This is a genomic window from Chitinophaga silvisoli (assembly GCF_003412465.1).
GTDB lineage: Bacteria > Bacteroidota > Bacteroidia > Chitinophagales > Chitinophagaceae > Chitinophaga > Chitinophaga silvisoli.
Map to the genome: position 1 here is coordinate 276,617 of NZ_QTJV01000006.1, position 13,629 is coordinate 290,245.

General features: G+C 47.1%; 7 protein-coding genes. 5 read left to right on the forward strand and 2 right to left on the reverse strand.

Annotation, left to right across the window (positions count from 1 at the left end):
• Positions 1–249 precede the first annotated feature (249 nt).
• Positions 250–3,363, forward strand: a complete 3,114-nt coding sequence (locus DXN04_RS16740) for a gliding motility-associated C-terminal domain-containing protein (RefSeq protein WP_158569056.1) — start codon at positions 250–252, stop codon at positions 3,361–3,363.
• A gap of 120 nt (positions 3,364–3,483) precedes the next feature.
• Here DXN04_RS16740 and DXN04_RS16745 read toward each other — a convergent pair whose 3' ends face one another.
• Positions 3,484–4,374: a glycosyltransferase gene (locus tag DXN04_RS16745; RefSeq protein ID WP_116854534.1), complete on the reverse strand. Its 891-nt coding sequence runs from the start codon at positions 4,372–4,374 to the stop codon at positions 3,484–3,486.
• 162 nt (positions 4,375–4,536) lie between these two features.
• A complete protein-coding gene (locus DXN04_RS16750; RefSeq protein WP_116854535.1) occupies positions 4,537–5,187 on the reverse strand; it encodes a C40 family peptidase in 651 nt (216 codons plus the stop codon).
• A gap of 205 nt (positions 5,188–5,392) precedes the next feature.
• On the opposite strand from DXN04_RS16750, the gene dnaE reads away from it, so the two are divergent.
• From dnaE to mqnE, 4 genes are all read left to right on the forward strand, one after another.
• Positions 5,393–9,058, forward strand: coding sequence for a DNA polymerase III subunit alpha (gene dnaE / locus DXN04_RS16755; protein WP_233525611.1), 3,666 nt, complete (start codon positions 5,393–5,395; stop codon positions 9,056–9,058).
• Between the two features lie 320 nt (positions 9,059–9,378).
• Entirely contained in the window at positions 9,379–9,696 is a 318-nt protein-coding gene (gene trxA / locus DXN04_RS16760) for a thioredoxin (protein ID WP_072357364.1), read from the forward strand.
• 585 nt (positions 9,697–10,281) lie between these two features.
• Complete coding sequence (locus tag DXN04_RS16765; RefSeq protein ID WP_116854537.1) at positions 10,282–12,432, forward strand: M43 family zinc metalloprotease; 2,151 nt, start codon at positions 10,282–10,284, stop codon at positions 12,430–12,432.
• Positions 12,433–12,434: 2 nt separating this feature from the next.
• Positions 12,435–13,616 (forward strand): aminofutalosine synthase MqnE, encoded by a 1,182-nt coding sequence (gene mqnE / locus DXN04_RS16770; protein ID WP_116854538.1) that lies wholly within the window; start codon positions 12,435–12,437, stop codon positions 13,614–13,616.
• Positions 13,617–13,629 lie beyond the last annotated feature (13 nt).

Sequence of the window (13,629 nt, forward strand, 5' to 3'; positions counted from 1 at the left end):
AGGGGTGCAAGGCATTAGGCATTGCGTTTATACATATGCGATTGTATAACAGCCGTGGGCATCTGGTTTACGCAGGCCAGGACCTGATAGCAGCCAGCATGGAGAGGGTGTTTTTACCCTGATTTGGTAGGATGCCCCTGATAATTAAATCAAAAAAATTTACCTTTATGTAAAGAGGTTAACTCTGTTCGGGACAATAAGGACAAATCTGTGCTAATGAGGCACTACGTACGCAATCTATACCTATTTATGAAGCAATTACTCTTATTCAGCTTTTGTTTGTTAATGTGGCTGAACGTTTGGGGACAAGCTGGTTTTACAGCACCGGATACCGTTTGTATTAATGACCCCGTGAATATCACCAATACATCTGTAGGGGCAAGTACCTATTACTGGAATTTTTGTGGGTATGACCTATACGGTACCCCTACACTCACTGATCTGGGAAACCCCGGTAGCCTGCTCTATGTGCCCACTTTCATTACCATCCAGCAGGACAACGGCATTTGGTACGGCTTTGTTTCTAACTTCGGTAAGAACAGCATTGTCCGGCTTACCTATGGTAGTAGTCTGCTCAACACCCCCACTGCGGAGGATCTCGGTAGTTTCAACGGGGTGGTACCGCAATATACTGAAGGTCTCCAGGTGGTAAAAGACGAAAACGGCTGGCACCTGATCGTAGTCGGCGGCCACACGACCCCTTTAGCCCGCATCATCAAGGTGGACTTCGGTACTAGTCTTGGCACCGCCCAGGCGAGTCTGACCGCAACCAACTGGGGGAATATCGGTACTACACTAAACTACCCTACAGAACTCACCATCATCCAGGAAGGCGATGAATACTGGGGACTCACAGTAAACGCGGACGACAACACGGTAACCCGTTTTTACTTCGGTAAGAACTTTACCAACCCTCCTACTGCACAAAACTTAGGCAACGTGACCGGTACCCTTAACTGGCCCTCCGGGATCTATGCTGCTAAATACAATAACAAAAATTACATCTTCATCACCAGTACATACTCCGGTACCCTCGTCCGCATGGACTTCGGCAGCTCTATCGGCAATACGCCTGTCAGCACCGATCTTGGTAATGCCAGCGGCGTACTCACCCAGCCCAGGGATATCACCATCATCAATGATTGCGGCAATTTCTACGGCATCGCGGTCAACAACCTTACCCACGATGTAGTGAGAGTCGATTTCCCCAGCGGCATAGAAGGTCCTATCACAGGTTCTAAGCTGAACATCAGCGGTCTGACCTTCCCCCACTCTATCTCTACCATGTTCAGGGATGGTGATAACCTGTATTCCATGATTGCTGATGCGGATTCACACAAGATCTTCAGACTACAGTTCAACAGCTGTACCAATTCCAACACCCCATCTTCCACTAATGCGACACCGCCATCACCAATCATATACGATTCAGCAGGAGTGTACAGCATTCACCTGCTCACCAACGAAAGTCTTTCCACCCAGTCGTCTTTCTGTAAAGAGGTGGTTGTACTGGCACCGCCAAAACCAAAGCTTGGCAATGATACCGGTACCTGTGGTGTAGGAACGGTGACACTCGATGCAGGTGAAGGCAGAACTTATTTATGGAACACCGGTGCCAAAACCCGTACCATCGTCGTATCTACAACAGGTGATTATATCGTTACGGTGAGCAATGGCTACTGTGAGGGCAGGGATACTATACATGTCGCCATCAACCAGCCGCTGGACCTGTCCAATACCGCGGTGACCAATGTAGATTGTGCAGGCAGCTTAGGTCAGATCGATGTAAGACCTACCGGAGGCACCTATCCATATACCTATTACTTTGATGGCACCAATAAGGGTACAGATTCATTGAATAAAAACCTGGATGCAGGCATGTACACCATCAGGGTTACAGATGCTATAGGATGTGAGATCTCGCAGACATTTACCATCACAAGACTGACCTCCATGACGAAGCCAAACCTGGGCAGGGATACAGGTACCTGTAATACTACATCCGTCACCCTCGATGCCGGTCCCGGTCTTACTTATAAGTGGAGTACAGGCGAAACAACCCGTACCATCGATGCTACTTTCACCGGTGACTTCAGCGTAACCGTGAGCAATGGCTTTTGCGAAGGCAGCGATACTGTGCATGTAACCGTCAGCAAACCGCTTTCCCTTTCCAACACAGTCGTGACCAATATTGATTGCGGTATTGAACTGGGCCAGATTGAAGCAATGCCTACAGGCGGTGTTTACCCCTATACGTATTACTTCAATACCCAGAACAAGGGCAGCGATTCCCTGTATCCTAAACTGGATCCCGGTACTTACAATGTGAAGATTATAGATGCCGTAGGGTGTAGCCTGGCGCAGCCTTTTACGGTAGTAGAACACACTGCCAACATCATTAGGGCTACCGCGAGTGGTACGAAGCCTACCTGCTATGATGCGACCGATGGCTCTATTACGATCCAGATCAATAAAGGTGTACCGCCGTTTGAATATACCATCGATACATTCAAAACTGTGCAGACATCGCCCGTGATCACAGGCCTGCAACAGAAGAATTATCATATTTATATCCGCAATGCGGTATGTATCGACAGCGTCAGCATCGAACTGCCGGCACCGGCTCCGCTCAAAACAGGGGTGGCCATCACCAATGAACTCTGCGAAAGAGGGAATGGAACAATCGAAGTAAACCCTTCAGGCGGAACCTCTCCGTACAAGTTCTATTGGGGCAGTGACCTGATGACGCAGACCCATATCTCCAATCTCAGTGCAGGTACCTATTCGATTTTGATCAGGGATGCACAGAACTGTCGCCTGGATTCTATTGTGACAATTGAAAATAATGATGTAGCTGCCATTCATATCTGGAATAATGATACCACTATTAATATCGGGCAGTCAGTAACCCTGAAAGCTACGAACGGATTGGATTATGTATGGACACCGGATGAGAGCTTAAGTTGTATAGACTGTGCTTCGCCAGTGGCAACGCCTGATTCTACTATTACTTATGTGGTAAGTACGCTGACAGGATTGAATTGTATTCCAACTGATACAGTGACAGTCACAGTGACGCATTATAAGAAGTTGTTTATACCAACAGCGTTTACGCCAAATGGTGATGGACAAAATGATGTGTTCAGGGTGAAAGGATTGGGGATTGCTTATTTTAGTATGCGGATCTTTAACAGGGTAGGTAACCTGGTGTACCAGACAGAAGATTATAGTAGTGGATGGGATGGTAAAGTGAGGGATGAATTAGCGCCGGTAGGAACTTATGTGTATATGATCCAGTATGGGTTTTATGGCGAAGAAATGCATCCGCAAATGGAGAAGGGAACCGTGACGCTGATCAGGTAATGGAACCAGGTTAAATAAAAAAGGTGTGGTTAAAACAACCACACCTTTTTTATTTTAAATAAGAATAACCGTTAAAAAGATTTTCATTTAAAAAATAAATGCTCTTATAAGTTTAACCTTTTATGATATCATGGCTTTCAACTTCATCTTCGCCTTCTCTACATAAGGGAAATAAAACCCCGCCACCGTTGGCCACAGGCTCGGAAAATCCATCGCCTTTGCCGCCTTCACCCACAAGCGTCTATTTTCCCAGCTAATCTTTTCAATCTGCAATCGCTGCAACCAGGCCTTACACACATGCAGCTCCGCATGCCCGGCAGGGGTATCCAGGCTTGCCGGCAAGGGCACCTTATTCACCTGCTCATGAAAGAAGATCGCCCCCCTCACCCACTCATCGCCGAAGTTGCCATTCGAGAAATGTAAAAGATCTACATCATACACAACCGCCACCGTATATACTTCAGAGATCCGCAAACTTAGATCCAGGTCATAAAAATGGAACCCTTTCAGATCAGCAGTATTAAACGGAAACTCCTGCCAGATTTTCTTGCGCGTACACAACCATACGCCATCCAGGCACTTCACCGGCACAACGACATCATTCTTCCCCGCCGGGCGCAGCAAAAACTTCCTGTCCTTGCCAGTAGGCAGCCGCTGATAGATATTACAACAATCTGCCTTTGGCTGATTCGTCCACCAGCCAGAAATCGTTTTACTTTTATAACGGCTACCTGCAATTCCGATCAGTCCCAACTTTGCATCCGCTTTAAAATGCGAGAGCACGCACTGGCCCCAGTCCTTCGTCAGGAACTCCACATCGTCATGCATGAAACAGATTGTATCGTATTGCGCTTTTGCGGCACCTGCATTATAACCAGCTCCCATGCCGCCTAAAGCTTTGGCATTGTCAATGATAATCACTTCATGTTCAACCCCAACAGTAGCATGGATATTGTCAGTCACCGTGCGCGCACGTTGAGGATCAATGGAACAAATAACGATTGAAAGCATGAAGCAGAAAAGAATTTAAGTTTAACAAATTGTAGGTGGAAATATGCAATTAGAATACCGGATTCGGCTGACAATTTAAATAGTATGTATTCCCCTCTCGTAAATTTTTCGCTAAGGTAGTGTTTTTAATTCCGCCGCGGCGGCCTGGGTTAAATTTTGAACTCAGTTGATCCTCCCCGCTCCTACAAAATACTTCTTCCAGTAGGTCTCATTCAGGTCACTGATCATCACGCCTGAACTGGTAGAAGCATGTACGAACTTAGAATTATCCAGGTATACCCCTACATGCGAGACCTGCGATTGATTGATCTTAAAAAAGACCAGATCACCCGCTTTCATCTGCGCATTACTCACTTTCTTTGACTTGTCATACAAACCAGAAGATGTACCGGAAGAATTGACACGGAATACGGTGCTTAATAATTGATTGGCAAAATTACTACAGTCAATCCCCGACTTGGAGCGACCGCCCAACTGGTAAGGCGTACCCCACCAGTCTTCAATAAAATAAAACAAATTGGCATTCAGCACCGTCTCTACCGGAACATCCAGCAGCTGCGCATATTTGAATTGCCACAAAGGTGCGTTTTCCACGTAAGTACTGGCGGCCTGGGAAAAACTCACTTTGGCATAGCTGACGGTAGTCGTCTTAGCATTGCTGGAAGTAGTAAAGCCATCGAGAAATTCCGGGGAAGAGCTGGAAGAAGTGGTCCTGGATTTTTTGGAAGTAGGGGCATTTTTAACAACAGAACACGAACTTGCTGTTAACAGAAAAATACCGATCACCCAAATAAATCCATTTCTTCCTGGCATATGTGCTTATAGTTATTATTTGAGCTAAATTACTAATAATAATTGTTTTTAAAGTGTTCTATTTGGATTTGAAAAGGGAATGAGCGGTGAAATTCCCTGCTTAAAGCAAGTTTCCCGCTATCCCTATGCAGTGGCTACTTTGCCTTTCCCAGCCATCCTCTCCACATCCCCCGGAGCCCCTTGTGGATAATTTTTACCTAACTTTGTGCCTGAAGAAACGGAATTTTGTGCCATGATTTTCTCCCACTTACACGTTCATACTCAGTACTCCCTCCTGGATGGAGCCGCAGATATCAAGTCACTGTACAAGAAAGCAATGGCCAGCAACCAGCCAGCCCTTGCCATCACTGACCACGGTAATATGTTTGGCGTATTCCAGTTTGTGGCAGAAGCATACAACCATCGACTCAACCCGGAAGATCCAAAAGATAAGCGCCTGAAAGTAAAGCCCATCGTAGGCTGTGAATTCTACGTGGTAGAAAACCGCTTCAAACGCGCCTTTACCCGCGATGAGAAGGATATCCGTAACCACCAGGTACTCCTTGCCAAAAACGAGGAAGGCTATCGCAACCTCATTAAACTCTGTTCACTCGGCTATATCGAGGGACTGTACGGTAAGTATCCCCGTATTGACAAAGAACTCATTCTCCAGTATCATAAAGGGCTCATTGCCACTACCTGCTGTCTCGGTGCCTCCGTGCCCCGTGCCATCCTGAAGCATGGCGAAGATGCGGGAGAAAAGGAATTTAAATGGTGGCTGGACATCTTCGGCGAGGATTTCTATGTAGAAATGCAGCGCCATGGTATTCCGGAACAGGACAAGGTGAATGTGGTCCTGCTGAAATTTGCAGAGAAATACAATGTGAAAGTAATCGCATCCAACGACTCCCACTACGTGGACAAGGAAGATGCGAATGCACATGATATCCTGCTCTGTATCAACACCGGTGAGAAGAAATCTACTCCTACCAACAAAGAATTTAATGAAGACGAAGGCGGTAAGAAAAATACCCGCTTCGCATTCTATAACGACGAGTTCTATTTCAAGACCACGGACGAGATGTCAACCCTCTTCCACGACCTGCCACAAGCCATTGACAATACCAATGAGATCGTGGACAAGGTGGAACTCCTGGACCTGAAAAAAGACATTCTGCTGCCTAACTTCCCGATTCCCCCGGGTTTCTTTACCCAGGACCAGTACCTGCGCCACCTTACCTTCGAGGGTGCCCGCGCCAAGTACGCCGAGATCACAGCAGAAGTCGAAGAACGCCTTAATTTCGAACTCCAGGTAATCGAGAACATGGGATTTGCCGGTTACTTCCTCATCGTATCCGACTTTATCAAGGCCGGCCGCGACCTGGGGGTATTTATCGGTCCGGGCCGTGGATCGGCAGCGGGATCGGCGGTTGCCTATTCTATCGGTATTACCAATATTGACCCGATCAAGTACAATCTCCTGTTTGAGCGTTTCCTGAACCCGGAACGTAAGAGCATGCCCGATATTGATACGGACTTTGATGATGAAGGCCGGCAGAAAGTAATTGACTACGTAGTAGAAAAATATGGCAAGAACCAGGTAGCACAGATCATTACCTATGGAACCATGGCTGCCAAGATGAGTATCAAGGACGTAGCCCGCGTGATGGACCTGCCCCTGGTAGAATCCAACATGCTTGCCAAAATGGTCCCTGATAAACCGGGTATCCAGCTGGACCGTATCTTCAACGCCCCCATCGATGAAGGTGAAAAGAGCCTGGCCGAGAAAGAAGGCCTGGGCCCCGAAGACCTGGACAACGTAAGAAAGCTCCGTGAAATCATCAAGGGCGACGACCTGCAGGGAGAAGTGCTCCGCGAGGCATGCGTACTCGAGGGCTCTGTGCGTAATACCGGCATCCACGCGGCAGGTATCATCATTGCTCCGAAGGACCTCTACGACCTCATCCCCGTATCCACCGCCAAAGACTCCGACCTGCTGGTGACCCAGTTCGAGGGTAGCATCATCGAGAGCGCCGGTGTAATCAAGATGGACTTCCTGGGTCTGAAGACCCTTACCATTATCAAGGGAGCACTGGAGCTGATCAAGCAAAACCATAATATAGATATCTCCATAGACGACATTCCTCTGGATGATGCCCGTACCTACGAGCTGTACCAGAAGGGCGAAACAAACGCTACCTTCCAGTTCGAGTCGCCCGGGATGCAGAAGTACCTCCGCGAACTGAAGCCGGATAGATTCGATGACCTGATTGCGATGAACGCCTTGTACCGTCCGGGACCACTGGAGTACATCCCCTTGTTCATCCGCCGTAAACATGGCCTGGAAGAGACGGTCTATGACCTGCCGGAGATGGAGGAATACATGCGGGATACTTACGGGATTTCCGTATACCAGGAGCAGGTAATGCTGCTGAGCCAGAAACTGGCGAACTTCTCCAAAGGTGATGCGGACGTACTCCGTAAAGCCATGGGTAAGAAGCAGAAGGCGGTACTGGACAAAATGAAGAAACAGTTCATGGACGGTTGCCAGAAGAACGGCCATGACCTGAAAATATGTGAGAAGATCTGGACGGACTGGGAGGCATTTGCATCCTACGCATTCAACAAATCGCACTCTACCTGTTATGCCTTCGTGGCGTACCAGACGGCCTACCTGAAGGCCCACTACCCTGCCGAGTATATGGCAGCGGTACTGAACTGTGCAAGCAATATTGAAAAGATCACCTTCTTCATGGAAGAGGCGAAGCGCATGGGCATCGACGTATTGCCACCGGATGCGAATGAATCTTTCAAGGGTTTTGCGGTGAACAAAATGGGGCAGATCCGTTTTGGCCTGGCAGGTCTGAAAGGTGTGGGTGAAGCAGCGGTAGAAAACATCCTGGAAGAGCGTAAAAAAGATGGTCCGTTCAAGGATATCTTCGACCTCATCAAGCGCGTGAATCAGCGCGCGGTAAATAAGAAATCGCTGGAAGCCCTGGCGATGTCGGGTGCTTTTGACTGCTTCCCGGCCTTGCATAGAGCGCAGTATTTCTACAAACCGGAGAATGATGTAACGACAGGTTTGGATAAGATCGTAAAATTCGGCAACCAGGTCTCAGCAGGTGCTTCCAATATCGGCAGCCTGTTTGGGGATGAAGATATGCCGGCGATAGAGCCACCTAAACTGCCAAATTGTGATCCCTGGCCGCTGATATTGAAACTGAATAATGAGCGGGAGGTAACCGGGATATACATTTCCGGCCATCCGCTGGATGATTACAGGTTCGAAAGCAGGTTCTACAACATGAACAAGGTATCAGAACTGGTTGAATACCAAGCGGAAATAACGGCTCCTGGCGGTGGTAAACCAGGTCGTGAAAAGAACTTCAGGCTGGCTGTGTATGTGACTGGTGCGCAGGAGCGAATCTCCAGGAATAACAGACAGTTTGGCATCATGACGGTGGAGGATTATAGCGGGAAATTTGAGTTTGCGTTGTGGAGTGAGGACTTCATCCGGTTTGCGCCTTACCTGAAAACGGGATTGTGTTTGTTTATCAATGGTGGGTTTAAAGCGAAGAGATTTAATGATAGCGAGTATGAGTTTAAGGTGAATAGCATCCAGTTATTGCAGGAGGTGAAGAAGACGCATACGAAAAAGGTGGGATTGGTGACGATGCCGAAGTTTATAACGAGGGATCTGGTCGACTTTTTGGTAGATAATATTAATAAATATCCGGGGTCCAGTGAGTTATTTTTGCAATTGGTGGATAGGGATAATGATTTGCAGGTGAAGATGCATACGTTTAATAAGCATATTGAGATGAATGATGAGCTGGCGCATTTCCTGTCGAAGCAGCCGGATCTGGATGTGTATATAGAGACGGCGAAGTAAAATGCCGCCTGGGGTGAAGGGAACCATGGAGGCTTGCATTTTTTTGTTCAAACCGCTTGTGTAAAGAAAATCTGCTTGAGCAATGAAAATTCCGCTTACTTCACTAAAACCAATAATGCGGACAAAAGAACCAATTCGCCGGAACTTGATACATGTATAGATACTATCAATAAGTATGCGATAAAAAATGATTTAACTTGCATCGTAAATAATCGATATAACGATTTGCAGAACATGCCAAAAAAGCAGTAATTTGCGCCCGGTTTGATTCTTGCAGAGTAAATAACAAGATTTTAGAAATTTTTATAAATATTAATAACATGGCATTAGAATTCACTGATTCCAACTTCCAAACGGAAGTGTTGAGCTCAGACAAATTGAGCGTAATTGATTTCTGGGCAGAATGGTGTGGTCCTTGTCGCGCTATCGGTCCAGTGATCGAAGAGCTGTCTAAGGATTACTCTGGTAAGGTTAATGTTGGTAAAGTAAACGTTGACCAGAACCCTCAGTTATCTATCAACTACGGAATTACAAGTATTCCTGCAATTCTGTTCATCAAGAATGGTCAGGTGGTAGATAAACAAGTAGGTGCTGCGCCTCGTTCAGTATTAGAAAAGAAGATTCAGGCAAATCTGTAATCTTTGACAATAAATTTTAAAAAGGGCGACTCTTTAGGGTCGCCCTTTTTTTATACCTGTTTAGGGACTTATGTATGCTTCCCACGATATTTCAAGGCTATTGTTCGACGTTTGTTCGACGCTTCTTCGACCTTTGTTCGATGCTTCTTCGACGCTTCTTCGATGCTTGTTCGACGCTTCTTCGACGCTTGTTCGACGTTATAAGGTCTCCCGTATTTCGATTGGATATTCAGGTAACCCTACGGTACCTAATGGTGCACTTTTAGTAAATTATCTCCCCTATTGCCAGGATAGAACCCCCATGTTCGAAAAATCCCCCAAATACGAAATATAACATGATCGCGTTTTAAACAATACAAAAAAAACGCGGTCAAACTGTCGAAAGCCAATTAATTGCTACAGAACCAATTTTCTAAATCGAAGGCATGCATTTTTTGAGTAAATCCCCGTTGTAAATAGCCGGGAACTTATTCAATATGATACCCTAACTTTTGGAAATTATCTCTCAGGTGTGTAACAAAAGATTGTACCTTTCCCCGGAATTTTCGGTCAACAGCCGCTAATTTTAACTTTCAAACTTGAACATTGCGCAATTTTACCCTTTTTATCCTAACCGTCTTCCTATCATTACCTGCCTGGGGCCAGCGTCAGTGCGGCACCGAAATCGCTGTTCAGGAACAGATCAGGGAAAATCCCTCTTTGCAGGTACTACGTGATAAGATCGAAGCACGCAACCGCTCAAAAATCACCACACTCAAAACTACCAGGGCCGAAGCCAAAGCAACCGCTACTTACAACACCGTTACCATCCCGGTAGTCGTTCACATTGTACTGCAAAATCCCAACGCAGTGACCGATGCCCAGGTGCAATCCCAGATCGATGTACTCAACAAGGACTATGCTGCCCTCAATACCGATACCAGCATTCTCCCAGCTGTCTGGAAAGCCCTGATCGGAAACGCCAAAATCCAGTTTTGCCTCGCTCAACGTACCCCTTCAGGTGAAGTAACAAATGGGATAGAGCGTATAACTACCACAAAATCAAGCTTTAGTATTAGTTCTGCTGCAAAGGCCGTAAAGTTTACCAGCACCGGTGGTACCCCCCAATGGGACGGTGATAGCTATCTCAATATCTGGGTCACTCATCTCGAAAGTGGTTACCTCGGTGTAGCTACTTTCCCGGGTTTATATGCTGACGACCAGCAGGGCGTTGTAATTGATTATACCGGTTTCGGTACCACCGGTACCGCCACCTCTCCATACAATAAAGGCCGTACCGCCACCCACGAAATAGGTCACTACTTCAACCTCCGCCACATCTGGGGCGATGAAGATGCCTGTGCCGCGGACGATGGCATCGATGATACGCCTAAACAGGCAAAAGCAACTTATGGCTGTCCGGCATGGCCACAGGTTGACCAGTGCGCAAGCAGTAATCCGGGGTATATGTTCGAAAATTACATGGACTACTCCGACGATGCCTGCCTGGTACTCTTCACCACCGAACAGGTAGACGTGATCCGTACTACCCTCACCGATGACAGGGCTAGCCTGCTCAACTCCAATGGCTGTACTCCCCTGGACCTGAAAACACTCGATGCACAGGTAGAAAATGTAATCAGCCCATACAACCAACAGTGTGATGCCAGCATTACACCTTCCGTTCTCCTGAAAAATATGGGTCTGACCACCCTCACCAAAGTGAACATCAACTACCAGACCGACGAAGGCACCGTGTATACCACGGCCTGGACGGGTAGTCTGGCAGCACTGAAATCAGATACCGTTAGTCTGCCTACCAGTTCACTCGATGTGGGTGAGCATGTGCTGAAAGCATGGACCACTCTCCCGAATGGATCCGCGGACGATGATGCCACTAATGATACTGCCTGGAGCACCTTAAGCTATTATAACAACATCACCTTCCCCCTGAAAGAGGGTTTCGAAAGCAGCACCTTCCCGCCTGCCGGCTGGGAGATCAGCAATCCGGATGGATCTTATACCTGGGAAAGGACCACCGTAAGCCGTGGCGATAGCAGCTACTACGCCATCGTGGTCCGCAACCATGCCTACCAGGTCAACGACGAGGCAGACGATATCCGTACCCCGACCATTGATCCGGGCGGTGTGGATTCCATCTTCCTCTTCTTCGATGTGGCAGCAGCCAGCTATACGAACATTACTGACAATTCGAATACTTATTGGGACAGGCTCCTGGTGATGACCACTTCCGACTGTTCCCTTACCTACGATACCCTTTACAATAAAGAGGATAGTACCCTGGTAACGGTAAAAACACCGGTAACCTCAGAATTTGTACCTACCGCCGCACAATGGCGCAGGGATTCTGTGAACCTGACTCCTATCATGAAGAAGGGCCAGTTCAGGGTCGTATTCAGGAACATCGCCAATAACGAGAACAATATATACCTGGACAATATCAACATCGTGACGAAGTCTACGCTCCCTTACCTGAAGGAAAAAGGTATTACCGTAGGACCGGTTCCGACATCCGGGGCACTCTACGTGACCTTCCTGGAAAAGCCGGACAACCTGGATTACATTGGTTTATATAATACTTCAGGGCAAATGATCGCGAGTCAGCGTGGCTCCAATATCGATGGCAGCAATCGTTTCACTTTTGATTTGGTAAATGAGCCAAATGGTGTTTATTTTGTAAAGTTAATTTACCGGAATACTAAGGCAAAGACTTATAAGATCATAAAAGTGAATTAGAGATGATAACTCAAAACGATTATCCTGCAGTGGAAACGCTGTTGCAGGATGCCAGGCTGGATAAAGCATTGAAGACCATTGGAGAAAAGGTGCTCGCAGGTGAGCGGCTGACGACTGATGAGGGCATACTGCTGTTTGAAAAAGGCGAACTGGGCTATGTGGGTGCGCTGGCCAATTTCGTACGGGTACGTATGCATGGGGATAAAACCTACTTCAACAGGAACTTCCATATTGAGCCAACGAACGTTTGTATCTTCACTTGTAAATTCTGTTCATATTCAAAGCTTTATAAGCATAAAGAGGAAGGCTGGGAACTGAGCGTTGACCAAATGCTGGACATCGTTAAGAAGTATGACGGCCAACCAGTTACGGAAGTGCACATCGTAGGTGGTGTGCATCCGAAAATGAACCTGGATTTCTTTGTAGAACTGCTGGAAAAGATCAGGGCTCACCGTCCTGATTTACATATCAAAGGATTTACAGCGGTAGAGCTGGACTATATGTTCCGCAAAGCCAAACTGAGTGTACAGGAAGGGATGAAAAAACTGCACGATGCCGGTCTGCAATCCATGCCGGGTGGCGGTGCGGAAATCTTCCATCCTGATATCCGTGCACAGATCTGCCATGATAAAGTAGATGCAGATGGCTGGCTGGATATCCACAGGACAGCCCATAACCTGGGTATGCATACGAATGCAACCATGCTGTATGGTCACGTAGAGCAGTACTGGCACAGGGTGGATCATATGGAGCGCCTGCGCCGCTTGCAGGACGAAACAGGAGGATTCAATACCTTCATTCCCCTGAAGTTCAGGAATAAGGATAATGAAATGGAACATGTAGGTGAGGTTTCCGTAATTGAAGACCTGCGCTTGTATGCAATCGCACGCCTGTATATGGACAACTTCCCGCATCTGAAAGCTTACTGGCCAATGCTGGGCAGACAAAGCGCGCAGCTGACTCTCTCATTTGGAGTGAATGACCTGGATGGTACCATCGATGATACTACGAAGATCTACTCAATGGCGGGCGCTGAAGAGCAGAACCCGAGCATGAATACCGCTCAACTGGCCATGCTGATAAAGCAGGCAGGCAGAAGACCGGTAGAGAGAGATACTGTTTATAATGAGATTAAAGATTATACAGACGTTGTTTTTTCTGATGAGGAATTAATGGCGAAGTAAAATCGACCCTCCA

What these genes read in the sequence shown, in the direction of transcription:
- DXN04_RS16740 (WP_158569056.1), top strand. Translation starts at nt 250, where the DNA reads ATGAAGCAATTACTCTTATTCAGCTTTTGTTTGTTAATGTGGCTGAAC.
- DXN04_RS16745 (WP_116854534.1), bottom strand. Translation starts at nt 4,374, where the DNA reads ATGCTTTCAATCGTTATTTGTTCCATTGATCCTCAACGTGCGCGCACG.
- DXN04_RS16750 (WP_116854535.1), bottom strand. Translation starts at nt 5,187, where the DNA reads ATGCCAGGAAGAAATGGATTTATTTGGGTGATCGGTATTTTTCTGTTA.
- trxA (WP_072357364.1), top strand. Translation starts at nt 9,379, where the DNA reads ATGGCATTAGAATTCACTGATTCCAACTTCCAAACGGAAGTGTTGAGC.
- mqnE (WP_116854538.1), top strand. Translation starts at nt 12,435, where the DNA reads ATGATAACTCAAAACGATTATCCTGCAGTGGAAACGCTGTTGCAGGAT.